Below are 21,070 nucleotides of genomic sequence, written 5' to 3' on the forward strand. Positions count from 1 at the left end.
GCGTTTTTTTATGACTTTTTTAACTCTTTATAAATGTTTACAAGCTCTTCTAAGTTCATTCTTACAAGACCACTTGTAGAAGGGGCAACAAAATCTCTCACCCCTTCTACTTGATTTTCTTTTTGAAAACCCCATTCCACCTTACTGATACCTGAAAACTTCTGATACACACCTTTTCCAACAAAGCAATTCACCTTTGGTCGAAATGTAGTGATTTTATGGATTAGCTGCTGTTTCCCTATACGATAATCTTCTTTCGTCAATTCAGCTGCTCCTCTAGTTGGTCGGTCAACGATATTCGTTAAACCATATCCATAGTGCAACAATTGAGCATCTTCATCGGGGGGTAGCTGTCGATCAGTTAAACCGGACTTATATAAAACGGAATAAAACCTATTTGTAGAATTGGCATAATGATGTCCAGTTTCCTCGGATTGAAGGCCAGGATTAAAACCAATAAAGAGAATACTTAAATTTGTATCTAGATGATCAGGAAGCATTGAAATCCCTCCTATAGTTCGATAATACCGTAATGAAATTTAGATGTTTTTCGTACTTGTTGATGAAATTCAAGTTGTTCAAATCGATTGCTTTTCCAGAAGTCTTTCAGTACTACACGTTTCTTTGCTATTCGTTTAGCTTCGCTTACCATATCAGCTGATAAACCATCATACAAAGCTATCCTACGAATTCCCTGAACGCCGTCGGATTCAAGAATAGTCTCTTCAAACATAGGATCGAAATAAACGACATCATATCCGTTATCTTGGATAGTAGGTAGGACGTCTTCATACCTTTTCCATGTTACTGTTAAACGTCTTATCGCTTGATTTATTTGTTGATTCCCGCTATCCCATCTATGTAATCCATCCTGAAGTAAGATACCGAGCAAAGAGCCTTCACAAGCATCGACTCTACCGCTAACACCGGTAATGAAGCTGCCTACAATACTATCTGAAGCAAGTCCTGCAGTACAATCTAACAAACTCATCCCTTCTTTTAATCCACATGCTTCAATAAACGGATCAGAATTCCCTTTTGCTAGTGATTTGCAACGGAACATTGCAGAGTTAGGATGAAAAAAGATAGGTTCAGTACTATTATCAACGTATAAGTGCAGGCGATTATTTCCGTATACTATGACAGGTTCTTGTGAACCTGTCATGATCTCTTTTACGGAGCGTTTGTTACGATCTATGTATGTTCCACTATAAAAAACTGAAAGGCGTTTTGCTTCATTTATTGATGAGCTAGTAGGTCTGCCAGCAGTTGTGAATATCATTGTCTTACCTCTTTTCGATCTTTCTATCTTACAATAGTATATCTTATGTTTTGGCAGATTTGGTAATGCTTTATGCTATTGCGTAGTTTTTCATTCCGCTTCAGATGGCTTACTTTCTTTAAATAAAAAGAGCAGTCGTTTGACTGCTCTTCTCTTAGAAATTCTGAGTATACCACTGTGCTGCAGCATCTACTTCAGGTTTTGTTAATTGATGTCCCATGCGTTCCCAATGAACGGTTACTTCAGCTCCTGCATCTGATAGGATTTTCTCCAATTCAATTGTTTCTTCTGAAGAACAAATTGGATCATTTTCTCCGGCACCGATAAAGATAGGCATGTTAGAAAGATCTGGTGTTTTTAAACCGCGAATAGGTACCATAGGGTGATGTAAGATAGCCCCTTTAAGTGCATTTTCATCATGCAGAAGTAAACTTCCCGCAATATTTGCTCCGTTAGAATACCCAACTGCGATTAAATTATTTCTATCAAAGCCATATTTTTCTGATGCATCCGTTATGAACTGATTCAATTCGTGTGTACGTGCAACTAAATCTTCTTCATCAAATACCCCTTCTGCAAGTCTTTTGAAAAAACGAGGCATTCCATTTTCAGATACGTTACCTCTAACACTCAAAAATGAGTTTTCTGGTGCTATAAGTTTTGCGAGTGGGACGAGGTCTTCTTCATTCCCGCCTGTACCGTGCAGGAGCAATAAAGTAGGCTTATCAGAGGCACCTTGTTTAAAGATATGTTTCATTATTTATCACCTTCCAAAACTCGCGCCTGTGCTGGTTCTAGTATATTTTCAATTTGGGTCCTCTTGTCTTCCAACCATGGTGGCAAGAGAAGGTCTTTTCCCATTTCTTCCGAATCTTCATCTTTAGCAAATCCTGGTGGGTCAGTAGCAATTTCAAACAATATGCCACCTTCTTCTCTGAAATAAACCGCATTGAAATACTGTCGATCGATTACTGGTGTGGGGTTATACCCTTTGTCTTCTATTAATTCTTTCCAAGATTCATGATCATCAAAGTCATTAGCACGCCATGCGATATGATGTACTGTACCGGAACCAAGTGAACCTGACGGAAGGGAAGTTTTCTTCACATCAACTGTGTTGCCAATAGAACCACTTGATTTAAACCTAATAAAGTCTCCTTCCTCAGAAACGCGTTTAAAACCTAGTAAGTCTTCCAATACGTTATTCGTAGCTTCGGGTTGGCCTGAAAGAAGCGTAGCACCAGCGAATCCCTTAATCGCGTTGGGAGAATCTACACCGCCAAAATTCCACGTGTTTCTCTCACCTTCTTCTCGTTCAACTAGTTCTAAATGCAAGCCGTGTGGATCGTCAAATTCCAATAAGTTTTCACCGAATCGTTTGCGTTCATTATAGTTCACTTCGAATTTTTCTAATCGCTCTTTCCAAAATCCTATGCTGCCCCCTGGAATAACAAAACTAGTTACTCCAACTTGGCCAGATCCTATTCTTCCCTTTTGAGCATTCGACCAGGGGAAGAATGTCATGATTGTGCCTGGTGCTCCCTCTTCATTACCGAAATATAGATGATACGTACCAGGATCATCGAAATTAACGGTTTTCTTAACCAAACGGAGTCCTAATACACCACTATAAAAATCAACATTTTCTTGTGGGTTTCCTACTAAAGCAGTTATGTGATGAATACCAGTTGTATGTTTCATGAGAGACATTCTCCTTTATGATTTTTCCGTAGTATGGCTCATTCCCGATATGGAAAAAATTAATCATTATCTAAACTATCTTTAATTCAAGATATTTGATTTAAGTGTAATGAAAACCGCCATTTCTGTCAAACCTTTAGAATTATGAGTATAGGACAACCCTCTTTTACGCCATCCTACTAGTAAAGGAGTGATGTTATGCTTAGCGTATTTGAGGCTCTCACCATCATGATTAGTTTCTCCGGCCTGGTACTCGCCATTGTTCACTCTAAGGATCGTTCATCATAAGTGAAAACCACTCCTCTATTGGGGAGTGGTTCTCTCTTTATTTATGGCAATACTGTTTTATTCATTAAATAACGATCGACCTCTCTCGCCGCACCGCGACCTTCATTGATCGCCCATACGATTAAGCTTTGACCTCTTCGAACATCACCAGCAGCAAAGACACCGTCAATGTTAGTTCGATAATCGTCAAATTCAGCTTTTGCGAGCTTTCTTTCGTCTTGATCTACTTCAAAGTGCTCAAGCACGCCTTCTTCAGGTCCTGTAAATCCAATTGCAATCAAAACGAGGTCGACTGGCCATACTTTTTCGGTACCAGGTAGTTCTTTCATAAATACATTACCGAGTTTATCAACATGTTTTTCGATTGTAACAGTGTGAAGCTCTTTCACATTCCCGTTTTCATCCCCTACAAACTTCTTGGTCATAATCGAATATTGTCTAGGATCTTCCCCATGATTTGCTGAAGCTTCCTCATATGCATAATCAAGCGTGAAAATTTTCGGGAATTCAGGCCATGGATTATCAATCATCCGGTCAGCCGTTAACTGAGGATGTTTACCAAATTGATGAACACTCTTACAACCATGTCTTAACGACGTTGCAACACAATCTGCCCCAGTATCTCCGCCACCAATGACGATTACATGTTTATTTTCAGCAGATACATACTGTTTATCTTGGAGCTTTGAATCTAGCAGACTCTTCGTGTTTTTCTTTAAGTAATCCATCGCGTAATGGATGCCGCCTAGTTTACGTCCTTTTATCGGTAAATCACGATGTTTTTGAGCTCCTGTACAAAGAATGACAGCATCATGTTGATTCTTTAGTTCTTCACGTGAAATATCTTCTCCGATTTCTGTGTTAGTAACAAAACGCACACCTTCTTCTTCGAGTAATTTCACTCTGCGTTCCACTAATTCTTTGTCTAGTTTCATATTTGGAATCCCATACATAAGTAATCCGCCGATTCGATCATCACGTTCGTAAATCGTGACAGAGTGCCCTGCTTTATTTAACTGGTCAGCAGCTGCTAATCCAGCAGGACCTGAACCAACGACTGCAATTTTCTTCCCAGTTCTTTTCTTAGGTGGTTTTGGAGTCATCCATCCTTCATTGAATCCTCTGTCAATAATCTCTTTTTCGATACTCTTAATTGCGACAGCATCATCAGGAATTGCAGCTACACATGCACCCTCACACGGTGCTGGACACACTCTTCCTGTAAATTCTGGAAAGTTGTTTGTCTTTAATAGACGATCTAATGCCTCTTTCCATTTCCCTTCATAAACAAGGTGGTTCCATTCAGGAATGAGGTTGTATAGCGGGCAACCAGAGGCATTGCCATTAATTTCGATGCCGGAATGGCAGAACGGAGTGCCGCAATCCATGCAGCGCGCACCCTGTTCTTTTAGTTTTTCTTCTGATTGGGGAAGTTGATACTCTTCCCAATCTTTTAATCTAGTCATCGGATCTCTTTCACGCATCTTCTCTCTTGGATAGTCTATAAATCCCGTTGGTTTTCCCAAACAAATACCTCCTTATACCGGTTCCAGGTCGCTTACTTTTGTCGGCTTTACATTACCGTTCTTAGCCTGCTGGAACACTTCAAGTGCTGCAACATCATCTTCGTATCCTTGTTGTTTAAGTTCTTCAAGTGAAGCTGTGATTTTCTTGAATTCTTTAGGGATTACTTTCACAAATCGACCTACATATTCATTCCAGTTCTGCAATATACGAATTGCTTTTGGGCTATCAGTATTGTAAGCATGCTGTTGAACTAACTGTTTTACTTCAAGTATTTCCTCATAATTAGTTAAAGCTTCCATGTGTACTAATTCTGGATTCACATTTCTAATAAATGCTTCTCTGTCTTCACTTAATACATAAGCAACTCCACCAGACATCCCTGCGGCAAAGTTCTTTCCAGTCGTTCCGAGGACAACAACACGTCCGCCGGTCATGTATTCACAACCATTGTCCCCAATACCTTCGACAACAGCTTTGACTCCACTGTTACGGACACAGAACCGTTCTCCAGCCTGCCCACTAATATAAGCTTCACCAGATGTTGCGCCGTAAAAGGCGACGTTTCCTATAATTGTGTTGCGATCCCGTTCAAAAGTGGAACGTTTAGAAGGATGAATAATAATCTTACCACCAGAAAGTCCTTTTCCTACGTAGTCGTTGGCGTCTCCTTCAAGTTTCATCGATACACCATTTGGAACAAAAGCTCCAAAGCTTTGGCCAGCTGAGCCATAGAAATTAAGTTTGATCGTTTCTTGTGGTAATCCCTCTTCACCATAGCGTTTTGTAATTTCGTGACCGAGCATCGCTCCTGCAACGCGATTCGTGTTGTGGATCGCATACGTCCCTTCAAAGGTTTTCTTCTCTTCAATCGCACCTAGACAAGCTGGAATAATAGAAGTTCTATCAAGAGCAACATCAAGATTATGATCTTGATCACGTTGATGGAACGTTCCTACTTCATCAGACATGTGTGGACGATATAGCAAAGGTTTTAAGTTTAAATAACCTGCTTTCCAATGTTCCTTCGTTCGGGTACTTACTTCGAGCACATTTGTTTTTCCGATCATTTCTTCAATCGTCCTAAATCCAAGTTCAGCCATGATTTCTCGTACTTCTTCAGCAATAAAGGTTAAATAGTTTACGACATGGTCTGGACTTCCCATGAATTTCTTTCGTAGTTCGGGGTTCTGGGTGGCAACTCCAACAGGACATGTATCAAGATGACAAGCTCTCATTAAGATACATCCAAGAACAACGAGTGGTGCTGTAGAGAAACCAAATTCTTCTGCACCAAGTAGTGCTGCCATAACAACATCTCGACCCGTCATCATCTTACCGTCAGCTTCTAACACGATGCGATCACGTAAATCATTCAATACAAGTGTCTGGTGTGTTTCTGCTAACCCTAACTCCCATGGAAGTCCTGCATGTCTGATACTTGTTCGTGGTGATGCTCCAGAGCCACCTTCATATCCACTAATAAGGATGCAATCAGCAAGTCCTTTTGCAACCCCAGCTGCGATTGTGCCAACACCTGCTTTTGCTACAAGTTTTACGCTGATACGTGCTGAAGGATTAGCGTTCTTTAAATCATGGATGAGTTGTGCTAAATCTTCAATCGAATAGATATCATGGTGAGGAGGTGGAGATATCAAGCCCACACCTGGAGTAGACCCTCGAACTTCAGCAATCCATGGATAAACTTTCTTTCCAGGAAGCTGTCCTCCTTCACCAGGTTTAGCACCTTGAGCCATTTTGATCTGTATTTCATCTGCGTTCGTTAAATAGTGACTCGATACACCGAAACGACCAGATGCAACTTGTTTGATCGCACTTCTACGCAAATCACCATTTTCATCAGGCTTGAAACGGGAAGGGTGTTCACCACCCTCACCACTATTGCTTCTTCCACCAATTCGGTTCATAGCAATGGCAAGTGCTTCATGTGCTTCTTCACTTAGAGCACCGTAGCTCATTGCTCCAGTTTTAAATCTGCGAGTAATGGATTCAACACTTTCAACTTCTTCAATCGGCACAGAACCATTCGATTCAAAATCAAAAGCTTGCCTTAAGTATGTCAAGTTTTCTTCATGTGCCATAGAAGAGAACTTTTTGTAGAGATCGTAATTGTTCGTTCTAGCTGCATGTTGTAGAGTGTGAATCGTTTTTGGGTTGAAAGAATGATGCTCTCCACCACTTCTCCACTGCATATCACTTCCCGTTTCGAGCGTAACGTCCTCATATTCTGAGTCATGATAAGCAAAGTGATGCCTCATAAGCGTTTCTGTAGCTATAACATCGATTGGAATTCCATCGATTTGAGAAGCTGTACCAGCAAAATATTGGTCGATGACCTCATTACTAATTCCTATAGCTTCAAAAATTTGAGCACCTCTATAACTTTGAATAGTTGAAATACCCATCTTAGACATAACTTTAACGATACCAGACGTTGCTGCATCGATGTAGTTTTCAATCGCATCAGTAAATGAGAAACCTTCGATGGTACCGTTACTCAACATATGAGAGATTGACTCGTAAGCTAAATAAGGATAAATCGCATCTGCCCCATATCCTATTAACATAGCAAACTGATGAACATCTCTTGCTTCACCTGTTTCAATAACAAGACTTACCTTTGTTCTTGTTTCTCTCTTAATCAAATGATGATGAAGACCGCTAATCGCCAGCAATGAAGGTATTGCTGTTTGATTATGATTAAGGTCTTTATCAGATAAAATAAGAATGCTTTTCCCGTTCTTAATCGCACGATCAGCTTTTCTGAATAATGCCAATAGCGCATGTTCCATTTCTGTTTCTCCTCGAGAAACATCGAACAACAAATTGAGCTTTTCAGTTTGCATGCTCTCATCGTGAAGTTTCTTAACAGATTCAAATTTCCCCTTTGTCATGATAGGTGTTTCGAGACGTATTCTCCGACAGCTCTCTTTATCTGTACCAAGCAAATTTCCTTCAGGTCCAAGTAGTGTCATTGTTGATGTAACCGATTCTTCTCGAATCGAATCAATCGGTGGATTCGTTACCTGAGCAAATAATTGCTTGAAGTAGTTAAATAGGAGCTGTGGTCGATCTGATAAAACAGCTAGTGGGACATCATTCCCCATTGAGCCGATAGGGTCTTTCTTTTCGGTTACCATAGGAGCAATGTTTTTTGTTAATTCTTCGTATGTGTAGCCGAATGCTCTTTGTATTTGAACCAAGTCTTTTTCATTTCTTGATTTTACTTCTACTTCTTCAGCACGAAGACTCATTAAATTATTGGTTAACCAATCTCGGTAAGGGTGCGCTGTTGCGACTTGTTCTTTAATCTCATCATCATAGACAAGTCTTTTCTCTTCGAAATCCACCATGAGCATCTTTCCTGGACTTAAACGCCCCTTTTCAATGATTTTTTCTTCGTCTATCTCGATTACTCCAACTTCTGAAGAAAGAATAAAGGTGTTATCATCAGTGATGACATATCGAGCTGGGCGTAGACCGTTACGGTCAAGCATCGCTCCAATTTGTCTGCCATTTGTGAATGCAATCGCCGTCGGACCATCCCATGGTTCCATCAAACAGCTATGATATTCATAAAATGCCTTTTTTGGATCCTGCATCGTAGTATCTTTATCCCAAGGTTCCGGGATCATCATCATAGCTGCGTGAGGGAGAGAACGACCTGATAATGTCAAGAACTCCAAGCAGTTATCAAGAGATGAAGAGTCACTTCCGTTTTGACGGATAATTGGCGCAATTTCCTTCATATCATCCCCGAATACATTGGAATTCAAAGCGCCTTCTCTTGCTCTCATCCAGTTCACATTTCCACGAAGTGTATTAATTTCTCCGTTGTGAATCAAATAGCGATTCGGGTGAGCACGATCCCAACTCGGGAACGTGTTCGTACTAAAGCGTGAATGCACCATCGAAAAAGAAGACTTAAAATTCGGATTTTTTAGATCGATATAAAATTGATCTAGTTGTTCTGGTGTTAACATCCCTTTGTAGACGATCGTATCTTTTGAAAAGCTAGCCGCATAATATTTCGTTTTAGCTAATTGAGCATCCCGTGATACTTCTTTTTCTGCTTTTTTACGAATCACGTAAAGTTTTCTTTCAAACTCTTCTTCCGATATGTTTGATTTTTTAATGAAAACCTGACGGATAACTGGTTGAGCTATTCGTGCTGCTTCCCCAATTGTTGATTCGTCGATCGGCACTTCTCTCCAACCGATTAGTCGCTGACCTGCTTCTTCAATTGCATTTTCGAGAATTTTTATAGCTCGTTGGCGAAGATGATTATCTACCGGCATAAACATCATGCCTACACCGTAAGCTCCTTGTTCCGGTAATTCAAAATTCGTTTCGCTTTTGAAAAATTCATGTGGAATTCCTAGCATGATACCTGCACCGTCACCCGTATCAGGATCGCTTCCCTGTCCTCCTCGGTGATCTAGCTGGCGTAGCATATAAATCCCTTGTTCGATAATACTGTGTGCGGGTTCATTGTCCATGTCTGCAATGAGACCGATGCCACAAGCATCATGTTCATGAATTGGATCGTACAATCCTTGCTTTTCCGGAAAGTTACTTCTTACCATCATCCCACTCCTCGCTCTTATCACAAATCGTTATGGTTTATCTCTTTAACGCCATAACGTCTTAATTGTTTAAATATTCTACATTCATTGTACGTTGCATGGACTCATGCTTTCAATATATAATTTAGATATAATTAATCTAATATTGATATTAATCTGAGAAAGGGTTGCTTATTATGGAGCTAAGGCAGCTATACTACTTTATGGAAGTTGCTAGAAGAGAACATGTAACAGAAGCAGCTACCTCACTTCATGTGGCGCAATCCGCTGTGAGTAGACAAATTGCAAACTTGGAATCTGAATTAGGTGTTCAACTGTTCTTCCGTGAAGGGAGAAATGTAAAGTTAACACAAGTAGGTCATATTTTTATGGATCATGCTGAGACAGCCATTGCTGAAATTGAACGAGCGACTCAGGCTGTGCATGAATACTTAAATCCTGAAACCGGTACGATACGAGTCGGTTTCCCAAACAGTTTAGCAGCAAAAACACTTCCTACCGTTATCTCGGCTTTTCGGAATGAACATCCAAGTGTTGGGTTTCAGCTTCGTCAAGGCTCACTTCAGGAATTAACAGAAGCAGTTAGTAAAGGGGAAATTGATTTGGCGTTCGTCTCCCCAGTTCCAAAAGATCGAAAAGATGTAGAGGGTCATATCTTCTTTACCGAGAAACTTCTTGCCCTCCTTCCATTTAATCATCCATTGGCAGATAATCCGATGGTAAGACTTGGACAATTAAAGAATGACCCCTTTGTCCTTTTTCGACCGGGGTATGCATTACATCACCTCGTTACATCTGCATGTCAACAAGTTGGCTTTAAGCCTCGCATTGCGTTTGAAGGAGAGGATATCGATACGATTAAAGGGCTTGTTGCCGCTGGTCTTGGGGTAAGCTTACTACCTGAAATCACGCTTTCGGAGCAGTTACCTTCTGAAACAGTAAAAATCGAACTGTCAGAACCTAATGTGACTAGAACCGTAGGTGTAATTGTTCCTGTTGGAAGAGAACTTGCGCCATCAGAAAGGAAGTTTTTTGAATTTCTTACCCATTTCTATGAAGTTCTTAACCGTTTTGGACAATAAATAGGACTAGAGGTACATAATTACTTGCTATTAAAAAAAGGATGAGACATAGCGTCTCATCCCCCCTTTTCTTATGCTTTTGTAATTTTCACATAGGTGCCTGCAATAAAATCATGAATACCTCTATGATCCTTCCGCAAACCTACCATGAATATGTTGACTAAATTTAAAACAATTGTCCCTATACCACCAATTGTTGCATAGGTTATGATCGTTGAATCATTAGTTGTTAATACATTTCTTTCTTCTTCAGTTAGTGTCCCTGATTCAATCAAAATGCTAAAGGGGATGTCCGTTGTAATAATGAGGAGTAATGCTCCTATTAGTATCGGAGACGCTAAAGCAATTGTAGCGATAAGGTGACGTTTCAGCATCGTCCAAATAGATACCTTATTTCCATCAACACGATTGATTTGAACACCTACAAGCTTTTTCCCCACCGTATATCCAACCCACAAGACGGGTGTTAAGATATAATACAGAAATTCAAGTAGATCAAAAGCCAGTGAATCTTTGCTGCCGAAGAGCGTTCCAAGCAAAGTTGTGAGCGCAATGATAAGTAAAACATCGATAATGTTACCGAATCCTCGCCTTACAATTCCACCTGGTTCTTCTATTTTCGCATCGTTCTCTTTAATTTCTTCCAAAATGATTGAACCCCCTTATTTCTTATATGGAAGTCTTAAGAATAATGCTAAAATAATGCCAATCAAAAAGATTACTGAGCTTGCAAGGTACATTCGCTCGTATCCTATTAATATTGAACTTCTCTCTAAATTAGTTATGGTTTGTTCGTTGAGTGTTGAAGTTGCGATAAACCCTGCTAATATGACAGGGCCAAGCGATGTTCCAATTGAACGAAACAAACTAACGAGAGATTGACTCGCCCCTGCTTCTTTTTCGGGGGTAAGTTCAAACATTATATAGTTAAGTGGTGTACCCATTGTAAATCCGATGCCGACTCCTGAAAAGGTCATACCGATAATAAGCATCACCCAGCCGTCAGCTAAGAAACTAAAAATGAGTGCTCCTATTAAACTCAAACTAAAGCCTGTTAATACGACTTGTTTCGCTCCCCATTTATCGAGTAAAATCCCTCCAATAGGTGCCGCAAACCCAGATGCAAGTGCAAGGATAACCATGACATATCCACCTCTTCCTGTTGAGAGCTCTAATAAGAGTTCAGAAAAAGAAGGTATAAAAATCATACTTATGATGCCGACTCCAGTGATCGTTGAAATTAGCAATGCAAGCACGATACTCCTATTACGAAAATAAGAGGTGTTAATAATCGGGTCCTCACTCGATGCTTCTATCTTCATGAATGGGAACAGTATAACGACACTAAACAAGAGCAACGGCCAAACAGATAAGGTTGTAATGGAATGGATAAGGTCCTTTGTATTCAAATTCGTCAATCCGAGTAGTAAAGAAATAATAGCAACTGAAAGTAACAGAGCACCTTTCCAATCTAGTTTAGTACGTGTTGTATTTCCCTCTTCTACTGGTAGTTTCAATGCCATGAAAAAGATGATAAAAGCAATTGGGATATTCAATATAAAAATCCATCTCCAGCTAACCTGGGCTACCAAAAATCCCCCGACTGCAGGTCCAAGGATAGAAGCAATGCCGAACATAGCTCCAATTAAACCAAGTGCCATTCCTCTTTTCTCTTTAGGGAAACTACTTCCAATGACAGCATTTGCAATTGGAATGATACCACCTGCTCCAGCAGCTTGTATTGCCCTTCCGGTTAATAAAGACGGGAGGGATCCGCTCAAACCAGCAACAAGGGATCCAAGAGCTAATAGGAAAATTCCTACAAGAAATATTCGTTTCCTACCATATAAATCAGCGAGTTTCCCAGTAATCGGCATGCTGACCGCATATACTAACGTGTAGATCGTGACCACCCAAACAGTAAACTTCAGTTCAATATCGAGTTCTTTAACCAATGTTGTTAACGCAGGTGAAATCACGCCAGAATCTAATGCACCAAGAAAGACTCCGAGTAGGAATGTTATAAGGAGAAAACGTTTTTGCTTGCCCACTATGCCACACTCCTTCAATCCGTATTTGTTATTAGACTACTCTAACCAGAGTAAGTTCTTAAGTTGTACATAATCTTTCGCATACATATCGGCCCCGTCTGAATCATTTTGAAATAAGCACGTTTTCATTCCAACTTCTTTCGCTGGGATAATATCTAATAATCGATCTCCTACTGCAAGGTCTAAATGATGTTTATTATGCAAGTAGCGATAGGAGGTCGCATCAGGTTTTCTAGGGTATCCGTCATCCCCTGCTACAAGATCAGTAAAGTAATGTTCCATATCAAAATAACGAAGAATCGTAATCACTTCTTCACGAGGTTTGTGTGTCATGATCACATTAAGGTCGGATTTTTCCAGAATATCGATGACTCCGATGAAAGGAGGCTTCATATCAGGGGAAAGTTCGTTATCTAGTCTTCTAAATTCTTCAACTTGACTCCTTGTTAATCCAAATACTTCTGCAGCATGTTGGAAAGACACTTTTAACTCTGCTAGAATCTCGTCGTCAGTTAGATGCTCAGGCACAAATTGTTTCATGACCATAATAAAAGCTGGATACGTATCAAATAGCGTACCGTCAAAATCCCACAAAATTCTCATTATTCCACCTCTTCATTTATTCCTAAATAAAAGCCGCTCGTTGGAGCGGCTACATCTTTAAAACTGTGTTTTTTCTTCTAAGAAGTTCTTTAGTTCAGAAATTGGCATTCTTTGTTGTTCCATCGTATCTCGATCACGTACAGTTACTTGCTTATCTTCAAGAGAATCAAAATCGAATGTAATCGCGTAAGGTGTTCCTACTTCATCATTTCTACGGTAACGTTTACCGATTGATCCTGCTTCATCATAATCTACCATGAAGTATTTCGAAAGCTCAGCGTGTACTTCTCTAGCTTCATCAGATAATTTCTTTGAAAGAGGAAGAACTGCTGCTTTAAAAGGTGCGAGAGCTGGGTGGAAATGCATAACGCTTCTTGACGAACCATCTTCTAGCTCTTGTTCTTCATATGCTTCGATTAAGAAAGCTAGTGTAACACGATCCGCACCAAGAGAAGGTTCGATACAATATGGCACATAGCGTTCGCCAGTTTGTTGATCATGGTACGTAAAGTCTTCATTTGAATGTTCCATATGTTTCTTAAGGTCATAATCTGTTCTAGAAGCTACTCCCCAAAGCTCACCCCAACCAAATGGGAATTTGTATTCGATGTCTGTCGTAGCATTACTATAATGAGAAAGCTCATCATCAGCATGCTCTCGTAGACGGATATTGTCTTGTTCAACACCAAGATTCAATAGCCAGTTCTTACAGAAATCTTTCCAATATTGATGCCAATCAAGCTCATCACCTGGTTTACAGAAGAATTCCAACTCCATTTGTTCAAACTCACGCGTACGGAACGTAAAGTTACCTGGCGTAATTTCATTTCGGAAACTCTTACCGACTTGAGCGATACCAAAAGGTACCTTCTTACGCATAGAACGTTGAACGTTCTTAAAGTTAACAAAGATTCCTTGAGCTGTTTCGGGACGAAGGTATATGTCACTTGTACTTGATGTTGTTACACCTTGTTGAGTTTTAAACATTAGATCAAATTGACGGATCTCTGTAAAGTCATGACTATCACACTCAGGGCATTTAATATTGTGATTTTCGATTAGGCGTTCCATTTCTTCGAACGAAAGGCCATCAGCGACCATTTCGTTTCCTTCTTCAAAAAGCGCATCTTCAATTAACTTATCGGCACGATGACGTGTCTTACAACTTTTACAATCAATTAAAGGATCGTTAAAATTACCAAGGTGACCTGATGCTACCCATGTTTTTGGATTCATCAAGATCGCAGCATCAAGACCGCTATTATGAGGTGACTCCTGTACGAACTTCTTCCACCATGCTGCTTTAATATTGTTTTTAAGTTCTACACCAAGAGGACCGTAATCCCATGTATTCGCAAGGCCACCGTAAATATCAGAACCAGCGAAAATAAAACCTCTGTGCTTTGAAATAGCGACAATTTGATCCATTGAAATACTCATTTTGAAATCTCTCCTTTTAACATTCTCTAACAACATAAAAAGCTCCCGCCCTCGGACAACGAATTGTCCGGGGACGAGAGCGTATGCACCCGCGGTTCCACCCCAGTTGATGCACGAAAGCACATCCACTTTACGGTATCAACTCCAGACCGCCGTTTCACTAGACCTTTTTCGGGCTTCCACCATCCCCGAATCTCTATAAAAAGGGTATTCTAGCTACTATCTGTCCTTCACAGTTGTTAGCTTATATATGTAATTGATATCACATATGATACAAAAAAGTTTCACCGAAAGTCAAGCGGAAACTCTAGTATCATCCATCACTATCATAACCTTTTACTTGATTGTTTACTCAAAAGAATATCATTTAGCAATGAATATGAACAAAAAGAGCTATCGATCGATAGCTCTTCGTTTAGGTATACTCACAGGTGGAAGGTTTTTGTTACGTTGGAGAAATGACCGAACTTCCTCTTTATTCAGCCCCATCTCTTTTGCAATATTCATCAGTATTACCCACTCTTGATCAAGTGCTTGTTCAGGCCTTGTTTTAATCATGGCCACCCTCTCCTCCTTTGGATATTTCCAGGAGGACCAGCCGTCATCGTTGAACAATGTCAACATTAGACCTGTGTCTTTGCGTCCCATCCTTTAGAATGGTTTGCCTTTTTCTGGAGAGTTAGAACAGACACATACCAAAATGATACAAAAACACACTGCTGAAATGTAAGTGAACGGGACTAAAAGATGAGAAACTTTAATAGTTTATACAATTATACTATATTTTAGCAAAAATTCAAAATATTTTTTTCTCTAACGTTTTATTGTCACAATCATAAACTAATCATGTAGGATTTTGCCTGAACTCGTAAGGAGGAAAAACGATGGAAAGAAGTCCAATTGGGTCAGCCTGGCAAGGAACTCACGTCGTATTATTAAGGTGTACTCCAACAAACAATGTTATAGGTTTTTATCAAAGTCTACATGCTCCAACTGAACCCGTGAATCATTTATGTAGTGAGACTTTATCAACATACTTAAGTATCGGTTACACAATTTCCTATGTTCACTCACTTTCCGATGGAACAATTGAGTATATATTGATAAAAAACTAAAAATCGTCTGCAGAGATATTCTCAACAGACGATTTCCTATTAAAAGTCAGAAAGGTATTCTTTTACTTGATCTGGATTTTTTGTATTGGCACTGTGAAGGTGACCAACTTTTTTACCGTTTTTATAGACGAGCAAACTAGGAATCCCCATTACTTCGTTATCCTCTGTGATTTCAGGAAATTGCTCGATATCGATTTGCGCCCACTTCTTATCATTATGTTCTTTCATAATATCTTCGATGAATAAATCAAGACGTTTACAATCAGGACACCAATTTGCTTCGTATTTTAAGATTGTTACTTGGGAGTCGTTAATTAACGCATCATAAGATTGCTTTGATTCAATTTGTTGCATAAAAATCTTCCCCTTTACTTATTCTATTGAGTTAGTATATCTTACTTTATGTGTCTTGTCTGTAATTGAGATTATAGTTTCTTTTGAAGTAGGGCATGATTCGGTTCTTTTTATAAACGAATTCCTGTTTTAATAAGGGCTTCAGCAATCATGGTCTGTCCGCATTCATTTGGATGGATACCGTCGAAAGATAATAAACGATCTTCCCTCCCCTTAAATAAGTTGAAAACATCTGCAACCTCTACGTTTTCATTTTTTGTACAAGTTAAGAGTGCGGTATTAAATTGTTTTACCCATTCTTCGGCAAAGGAAAGTTCTGGATAAGGATTATACAAATTAACGAGTCGAATCATACAAGAATTTGCCCTCGCCTTCTTCACTAAATGATTTATAATCCAATTCATGTTGGCGCAGCACTTAAGCAATGCCTTTTGTAGGATATCTTCTTCATTTGTTAAAGAGAATTCTTCTGATGCATCTATTAAATCATTTCCACCTGCTGTAATGGTGATGATATTTCCAATTTCTTCTATGGGCGGTGATTGTTCTAGCCAGTTTCTAACGTCCCCTGTAGTGGCCCCGTTTCTAGCATACTTCCGCAAAGTAATTCTCTCTCCGATTGCTCGTTCAATAGCCGTACAGTAGTAATCTGGAAAGGTCGGTGAAAAAATAATCGTCCCTGTCCCTAATGTAAGAGAGTCTCCTATTGCTGAGTAAGTATAGTTAGGATGTGACAAATCATCACCTCAATCCAATAGATGATTTACTATATTCATCACATCATCGAAAAGTTCATACCTACTTATTGTTTTGCTTTTGCGATAATTTCTTTCGTATACACTTTATCGTGGCAAACTAGAAGTGGAACAAGAAATTCCCCAGCATATTTAAATAAATCTTCTTGTCTTTCTGGATACTCGAGTACATTAATTTCATAGTAATCAATACCTTCCTGCTGTAAAAAACGCTTTGTTTTTTCACATTCCATACAACTAGTAATCGTGTATAATCGAATATGTTCCATGATAGACTAGTTACCTCCTAACATCTTTAGTATAACGATTTTCTTTATGAGGATAATGTAAGCTACCTTACATGCGGAGCTATAGGTGATTTCCAAAGAATTGAAGGTGATTGAATGGACAAAATGAAGATGCTCTCTCAAATTAATTTATTTGATGAGCTCGAAATGAGTGACTTAAAACAAATCGATCGAGTGAGCGATATGAAGCCAGTGAAAAAAGGAACGATTATTGTCGGTCCTACAAAACCGATGAAAGCTTTATTTCTATTAAAACAAGGGAATGTGCGCTTATATCGTTCAAATGATAGTGGTAAACAGTTAACGGTAGATATACTTGGGGATGGAAACATCTTCGGAGAAACAACAAGTTTTTCTCTTAGTGATGATTCGGTTTATGTTGAGGCTATGTCTGATGTTTATTTATGTATCATCGGTAAAGACCAGTTTGAAACACTGCTCTCAGAAAATCCAAAACTCGCCATTAAATTCATCGAAATTTTATCTGCTCGTTTACGAGAAATTTATGAGATGAGTGAACATATTGCACTTAGAAGTGTAAAGTATCGTGTGCTGTCTTTACTTTTAAAGCTTAGTGAGAAATTTGGTAAGCGCAAACACGAATGGCAAACAATTGAAATAAAGTTAACTCATAATGATATTGCTACAATGATTGGTTCTACAAGGGAAACAGTCAGTGCAACGATCGGAGACTTAAAGAAAGCTGGTTATATTAAGAAGAATCCACTAACCTTTGCTATACATGCTGAGAGAGCGAACGAATATTTAAATAAAAAAGGTACATAAGCGGAAGGAACGTCCTATAAAATTCGTCCCAGGTCCCCTTTTTGCTACAAACTGAAGCTGTCGAAATTACTCGACAGCTTCATAGCATTTCAGGGCTTCTTTATCAACTTGTTAGTATGCAGGGATTGTTAACTCAGACATCAGGTTGATTAGGATTGAGTTTTGCCATCCGTTCCTTTTTGATTATCTTTCGTTCCTTCTAATTTATCCCATTTGATAGGTCTGTTTAAATTAAGTTTCTTCTTCAAATTCAACAAGCAATTAAAATGACCAACATACCACTTGTCGAATTTCACCATATGAATGGTTTCCCAGTCCCTCATCTCCTTTGTACATCCATCACAATGTATTTCCATGAAAGGCACTTCCTCTTAAGTAGTTTTCTTTATTTATATTCAAACCTTCAGGAATGTGATTGGTCATTTGTACGTAAAAAAGCGCATCCGTAGATGCGCCACATATTATTACTTTAAATTCTCTGGATTTAAACCTTCTAGATACTCTGGTACAAACTTTCCATCTTTTCGAATTAACTCGTCATCGAACCAAATTTCTCCTCCACCATATTCAGGTCTTTGAATCAACACCATATCCCAGTGAACAGCTGAGTTATTACCATTAGGTGCTTCGTCGTAAGACTGCCCTGGAGTAAAATGGAACGAACCATCGATTTTTTCATCGAACAAGATGTCTTTCATAGGTTCCCGGATATAAGGGTTAACACCGATCGCGAATTCTCCAATGAACCTTGCGCCATCATCCGTATCCAAAATGCTATTCAACCGTTCCGTATCGTTTGCTGTAGCATCGATAATCTTTCCGTTTTCAAATGTCAGTTGGACATCTTCAAATACAAATCCATTATAAGGTGAAGGAGTATTGTACGTGATTACCCCATCTACACTATCTACAACTGGAGCTGTAAACACTTCTCCATCAGGGATATTTAACTCACCTGCACATTTAACTGCAGGGATGTCCTTGATCGAAAAACTCAAGTTCGTATCAGGTGAAACGATTCGAACAGAATCTGCACGATTCATCCTATCTACAAGTGCATCCATTGCTTCATTCATTTTCGCATAGTCCATCGTACATACGTCAAAATAATAATCTTCAAAGGCTTCCGTACTCATACTAGAAAGCTGTGCCATGGCTGGGTTAGGGTACCTCATCACAACCCATTTCGTATTCTTTACACGCTGGTCGCTATGGACCTTCGTTTTGTAAATTTGGTTGAATAATGCCATTTTCGCTTCTGGTACATCAGCAAATTCATTGATGTTTTCTGCACCGCGAATACCAATATATGCATCCATTCGTTCCATCTGACGAAGATCATTTTCAGTCCAAGCTTCGATCTGTTCTTCTGTTGCTTCAATCAAAAGATCTCGTATAACCTGATTATCGCGAAGGTTCACATGTGGAAATCCACCTACTTTATGTACCTCTTTGATTAGGCTCCTCACGAGTGAGTTATCTACATTAAAAGCCTCGATTAGTACATGTTCCCCTTTTTCAATTCTTGTAGAATAGTGAACAAGATTTTCTGCTAACTTCTTAATACGAGAATCGATCATATTCTCCCTCTTTTCCTAATTGACTTTACTTCTATATTATAAGCACTGTCTCATCTAACCTTCAAATAATTCTAAAGGAACAGAAGAAAACCGGAGTTGACCTCCGGTTTGTTATTACTTAATATCCTGGTCATATTCCATGTAGATTACATGTGTCTTAAGATATTCATTCAAGCCGTGCTTTCCATCAGCACCGCCAATACCAGATTGACCCATTCCTGCATGGAAGCCTTGAACTGCTTCAAAGTTCTCCCGGTTTACATAGGTTTCACCGTACTTAAGTTCATTAGATGCTCTCATGACTTCATGGATGTTATCACTAAAAATAGAAGATGACAGACCATAACGAGTGTCGTTCGCAGCTTCTAGTACTTTATCGAAGTCACTGTACGTTACAATCGGAAGGACAGGCCCAAAGATTTCTTCTTGTATAATCTCCATATCTTGTGATACGGCAGTTAATACGGTTGGTTTAAAATAAAAACCTTTATCGCGCTCGATTCTTTTACCGCCTGTGTTAACTATAGCGCCTACTTCAACGGCGTTGTTGACCATCTCTTCAACTGATTCAAGCTGTTCTTTATTTACAAGTGGCCCAATATCGCACCCCTCTTCATTCAGAGAATCTCCAACTTTTGTATCTTTGAAGGATTGTGTGATTTTCTCAATAAATTCATCTGCGATATCTTCATGAACATACACTCTTTCTGCATTTGTACAAGCTTGTCCATTATTTGTAATTCTTGATGTAGTAATTTTCTCAACAGCTAGGTCTATATTCGCATGTTTGGTAACAATAGCTGGAGCCTTACCACCTAGCTCAAGGTTAACTTTCGTAATGTTTTTTGCTGCTGCTTCCATTACTTTAGAACCCGCTGGATAACTTCCTGTCAAACTAATCATCGCTACATCAGGAGATGAAGCTAGTGGGTTACCAATATCAGAACCTTTTCCAGTCACAAGGTTGAATACACCTTTAGGTACACCTATTTCATGTATGATTGTAGAGAGTTCACATGCTGTGTTTGGCGTATATTGGCTAGGTTTAATAATGATTGGACACCCTGTTACAAACGCTGGAGCTACTTTTCTTGCAAAGATAAACATTGGGAAATTCCAAGGCACAATTCCACCAACGACACCGATTGGTTTTTTGAATACCATAATGTTTTCATTAGGACGATCGCTAGGTAGAACTTCACCCTCATAACGTCGTGCCCAACCTGCCATATATCTGAAGTAATCAATCGTTAGCTCTACTTCTGCTTTTGAAGCATCTACCGTCTTTCCATTTTCTTCAGTGAGCATCGTAATGAACGTTTGTTTTTCCTTTTCTATGCTATCTGCAATCTTATATAAGTAGTCTGCACGTTCGATCGATGTTTTCGCTTCCCAATCTTTTTGTGAAGCTTTTGCCGCAGAAATCGCACGTTCAATATCTTTTTCATCACCTAATGGAATTCGTGAAATCGTTTCTTCAGTAGCTGGATTTATTACATCAACCATTTCGTCACTATTACTATTTGTAAATTCACCGTTTATATAAAGCTGATAACGTTTCATTATGATACCTCCTGCATGTTGATGGAGGAAATATTCCCAGAAAAAAACACTC

At 39.3% G+C, this 21,070-nt stretch carries 21 protein-coding genes and 1 riboswitch; of the genes, 4 read left to right on the plus strand and 17 right to left on the minus strand.

Going from position 1 to position 21,070, the window contains the following annotated elements:
• Nucleotides 1–8: 8 nt before the first annotated feature.
• The 4 genes from mug to SJY16_RS10020 form a co-directional block, all read right to left on the minus strand.
• A complete protein-coding gene (gene mug / locus SJY16_RS10005; protein ID WP_377889014.1) occupies nucleotides 9–500 on the minus strand; it encodes a G/U mismatch-specific DNA glycosylase in 492 nt (163 codons plus the stop codon).
• Nucleotides 501–511: 11 nt separating this feature from the next.
• A complete protein-coding gene (locus SJY16_RS10010; protein ID WP_377889015.1) occupies nucleotides 512–1,282 on the minus strand; it encodes a class I SAM-dependent methyltransferase in 771 nt (256 codons plus the stop codon).
• Nucleotides 1,283–1,436: 154 nt separating this feature from the next.
• On the minus strand, nucleotides 1,437–2,039 hold the full coding sequence (locus SJY16_RS10015) for an alpha/beta hydrolase (RefSeq protein ID WP_377889016.1): 603 nt from the start codon (nucleotides 2,037–2,039) through the stop codon (nucleotides 1,437–1,439).
• Nucleotides 2,039–2,992 carry a ring-cleaving dioxygenase gene (locus SJY16_RS10020; protein WP_377889017.1) on the minus strand — a complete coding sequence of 318 codons (954 nt, stop codon included), beginning with the start codon at nucleotides 2,990–2,992 and terminating at the stop codon, nucleotides 2,039–2,041. The genes SJY16_RS10015 and SJY16_RS10020 overlap by 1 nt, the downstream gene beginning before the upstream one ends.
• A gap of 189 nt (nucleotides 2,993–3,181) precedes the next feature.
• On the opposite strand from SJY16_RS10020, the gene SJY16_RS10025 reads away from it, so the two are divergent.
• Nucleotides 3,182–3,271, plus strand: a complete 90-nt coding sequence (locus SJY16_RS10025) for a putative holin-like toxin (protein WP_224882593.1) — start codon at nucleotides 3,182–3,184, stop codon at nucleotides 3,269–3,271.
• Nucleotides 3,272–3,312: 41 nt separating this feature from the next.
• Here the strand turns inward: SJY16_RS10025 and SJY16_RS10030 are convergent, their stop codons facing one another.
• A complete protein-coding gene (locus SJY16_RS10030; protein WP_377889018.1) occupies nucleotides 3,313–4,797 on the minus strand; it encodes a glutamate synthase subunit beta in 1,485 nt (494 codons plus the stop codon).
• A 12-nt stretch (nucleotides 4,798–4,809) separates the two neighbouring features.
• Nucleotides 4,810–9,402 carry a glutamate synthase large subunit gene (gltB, locus tag SJY16_RS10035; RefSeq protein WP_377892163.1) on the minus strand — a complete coding sequence of 1,531 codons (4,593 nt, stop codon included), beginning with the start codon at nucleotides 9,400–9,402 and terminating at the stop codon, nucleotides 4,810–4,812.
• 176 nt (nucleotides 9,403–9,578) lie between these two features.
• On the opposite strand from gltB, the gene gltC reads away from it, so the two are divergent.
• Complete coding sequence (gene gltC / locus SJY16_RS10040) at nucleotides 9,579–10,484, plus strand: glutamate biosynthesis transcriptional regulator GltC (RefSeq protein ID WP_377889019.1); 906 nt, start codon at nucleotides 9,579–9,581, stop codon at nucleotides 10,482–10,484.
• A gap of 71 nt (nucleotides 10,485–10,555) precedes the next feature.
• Here the strand turns inward: gltC and SJY16_RS10045 are convergent, their stop codons facing one another.
• From SJY16_RS10045 to SJY16_RS10065, 5 genes are all read right to left on the minus strand, one after another.
• Nucleotides 10,556–11,131, minus strand: a complete 576-nt coding sequence (locus SJY16_RS10045; RefSeq protein ID WP_377889020.1) for an RDD family protein — start codon at nucleotides 11,129–11,131, stop codon at nucleotides 10,556–10,558.
• 15 nt (nucleotides 11,132–11,146) lie between these two features.
• On the minus strand, nucleotides 11,147–12,535 hold the full coding sequence (locus tag SJY16_RS10050) for an MFS transporter (RefSeq protein ID WP_377889021.1): 1,389 nt from the start codon (nucleotides 12,533–12,535) through the stop codon (nucleotides 11,147–11,149).
• A 36-nt stretch (nucleotides 12,536–12,571) separates the two neighbouring features.
• Nucleotides 12,572–13,138, minus strand: coding sequence for an HAD-IA family hydrolase (locus SJY16_RS10055; RefSeq protein ID WP_377889022.1), 567 nt, complete (start codon nucleotides 13,136–13,138; stop codon nucleotides 12,572–12,574).
• 57 nt (nucleotides 13,139–13,195) lie between these two features.
• Nucleotides 13,196–14,578 (minus strand): glycine--tRNA ligase, encoded by a 1,383-nt coding sequence (locus SJY16_RS10060; protein ID WP_377889023.1) that lies wholly within the window; start codon nucleotides 14,576–14,578, stop codon nucleotides 13,196–13,198.
• Between the two features lie 393 nt (nucleotides 14,579–14,971).
• Nucleotides 14,972–15,136, minus strand: a complete 165-nt coding sequence (locus SJY16_RS10065) for an anti-repressor SinI family protein (RefSeq protein WP_377889024.1) — start codon at nucleotides 15,134–15,136, stop codon at nucleotides 14,972–14,974.
• Between the two features lie 27 nt (nucleotides 15,137–15,163).
• Nucleotides 15,164–15,254, minus strand: a riboswitch (cyclic di-GMP riboswitch).
• A gap of 208 nt (nucleotides 15,255–15,462) precedes the next feature.
• Between SJY16_RS10065 and SJY16_RS10070 the strand changes: the two genes are divergently transcribed.
• Complete coding sequence (locus SJY16_RS10070; RefSeq protein WP_377889025.1) at nucleotides 15,463–15,693, plus strand: hypothetical protein; 231 nt, start codon at nucleotides 15,463–15,465, stop codon at nucleotides 15,691–15,693.
• Nucleotides 15,694–15,732: 39 nt separating this feature from the next.
• Here SJY16_RS10070 and SJY16_RS10075 read toward each other — a convergent pair whose 3' ends face one another.
• From SJY16_RS10075 to SJY16_RS10085, 3 genes are all read right to left on the minus strand, one after another.
• A complete protein-coding gene (locus SJY16_RS10075; protein ID WP_377889026.1) occupies nucleotides 15,733–16,047 on the minus strand; it encodes a thioredoxin family protein in 315 nt (104 codons plus the stop codon).
• Nucleotides 16,048–16,157: 110 nt separating this feature from the next.
• Nucleotides 16,158–16,784: a GDSL-type esterase/lipase family protein gene (locus SJY16_RS10080; RefSeq protein WP_377889027.1), complete on the minus strand. Its 627-nt coding sequence runs from the start codon at nucleotides 16,782–16,784 to the stop codon at nucleotides 16,158–16,160.
• 65 nt (nucleotides 16,785–16,849) lie between these two features.
• The gene (locus SJY16_RS10085; RefSeq protein ID WP_377889028.1) at nucleotides 16,850–17,071 is read right to left on the minus strand and encodes a glutaredoxin family protein; all 222 of its coding nucleotides are present in this window, start codon (nucleotides 17,069–17,071) and stop codon (nucleotides 16,850–16,852) included.
• A gap of 114 nt (nucleotides 17,072–17,185) precedes the next feature.
• Here SJY16_RS10085 and SJY16_RS10090 point away from each other — a divergent pair, with 114 nt between their 5' ends.
• On the plus strand, nucleotides 17,186–17,875 hold the full coding sequence (locus SJY16_RS10090; protein WP_377889029.1) for a Crp/Fnr family transcriptional regulator: 690 nt from the start codon (nucleotides 17,186–17,188) through the stop codon (nucleotides 17,873–17,875).
• Between the two features lie 149 nt (nucleotides 17,876–18,024).
• Here SJY16_RS10090 and SJY16_RS10095 read toward each other — a convergent pair whose 3' ends face one another.
• The 3 genes from SJY16_RS10095 to aldA form a co-directional block, all read right to left on the minus strand.
• On the minus strand, nucleotides 18,025–18,231 hold the full coding sequence (locus SJY16_RS10095) for a hypothetical protein (protein WP_224882559.1): 207 nt from the start codon (nucleotides 18,229–18,231) through the stop codon (nucleotides 18,025–18,027).
• 108 nt (nucleotides 18,232–18,339) lie between these two features.
• The gene (locus SJY16_RS10100) at nucleotides 18,340–19,455 is read right to left on the minus strand and encodes an aminopeptidase (RefSeq protein ID WP_377889030.1); all 1,116 of its coding nucleotides are present in this window, start codon (nucleotides 19,453–19,455) and stop codon (nucleotides 18,340–18,342) included.
• A gap of 114 nt (nucleotides 19,456–19,569) precedes the next feature.
• Entirely contained in the window at nucleotides 19,570–21,018 is a 1,449-nt protein-coding gene (gene aldA / locus SJY16_RS10105) for an aldehyde dehydrogenase (protein ID WP_377889031.1), read from the minus strand.
• Nucleotides 21,019–21,070 lie beyond the last annotated feature (52 nt).

Origin of the sequence: Alkalihalobacillus sp. R86527, assembly GCF_042466185.1 — a bacterium.
In the GTDB taxonomy this organism is placed as follows: Bacteria; Bacillota; Bacilli; order Bacillales; family Guptibacillaceae; genus Guptibacillus.

Bases quoted from the DNA above. Each gene is read 5' to 3' on its own strand.
- mug (WP_377889014.1), bottom strand. From the start codon at position 500: ATGCTTCCTGATCATCTAGATACAAATTTAAGTATTCTCTTTATTGGT.
- SJY16_RS10010 (WP_377889015.1), bottom strand. From the start codon at position 1,282: ATGATATTCACAACTGCTGGCAGACCTACTAGCTCATCAATAAATGAA.
- SJY16_RS10015 (WP_377889016.1), bottom strand. From the start codon at position 2,039: ATGAAACATATCTTTAAACAAGGTGCCTCTGATAAGCCTACTTTATTG.
- SJY16_RS10020 (WP_377889017.1), bottom strand. From the start codon at position 2,992: ATGTCTCTCATGAAACATACAACTGGTATTCATCACATAACTGCTTTA.
- SJY16_RS10025 (WP_224882593.1), top strand. From the start codon at position 3,182: ATGCTTAGCGTATTTGAGGCTCTCACCATCATGATTAGTTTCTCCGGC.
- gltB (WP_377892163.1), bottom strand. From the start codon at position 9,402: ATGGTAAGAAGTAACTTTCCGGAAAAGCAAGGATTGTACGATCCAATT.
- gltC (WP_377889019.1), top strand. From the start codon at position 9,579: ATGGAGCTAAGGCAGCTATACTACTTTATGGAAGTTGCTAGAAGAGAA.
- SJY16_RS10055 (WP_377889022.1), bottom strand. From the start codon at position 13,138: ATGAGAATTTTGTGGGATTTTGACGGTACGCTATTTGATACGTATCCA.
- SJY16_RS10060 (WP_377889023.1), bottom strand. From the start codon at position 14,578: ATGAGTATTTCAATGGATCAAATTGTCGCTATTTCAAAGCACAGAGGT.
- SJY16_RS10065 (WP_377889024.1), bottom strand. From the start codon at position 15,136: ATGATTAAAACAAGGCCTGAACAAGCACTTGATCAAGAGTGGGTAATA.
- SJY16_RS10070 (WP_377889025.1), top strand. From the start codon at position 15,463: ATGGAAAGAAGTCCAATTGGGTCAGCCTGGCAAGGAACTCACGTCGTA.
- SJY16_RS10075 (WP_377889026.1), bottom strand. From the start codon at position 16,047: ATGCAACAAATTGAATCAAAGCAATCTTATGATGCGTTAATTAACGAC.
- SJY16_RS10085 (WP_377889028.1), bottom strand. From the start codon at position 17,071: ATGGAACATATTCGATTATACACGATTACTAGTTGTATGGAATGTGAA.
- SJY16_RS10090 (WP_377889029.1), top strand. From the start codon at position 17,186: ATGGACAAAATGAAGATGCTCTCTCAAATTAATTTATTTGATGAGCTC.
- SJY16_RS10095 (WP_224882559.1), bottom strand. From the start codon at position 18,231: ATGGAAATACATTGTGATGGATGTACAAAGGAGATGAGGGACTGGGAA.
- SJY16_RS10100 (WP_377889030.1), bottom strand. From the start codon at position 19,455: ATGATCGATTCTCGTATTAAGAAGTTAGCAGAAAATCTTGTTCACTAT.
- aldA (WP_377889031.1), bottom strand. From the start codon at position 21,018: ATGAAACGTTATCAGCTTTATATAAACGGTGAATTTACAAATAGTAAT.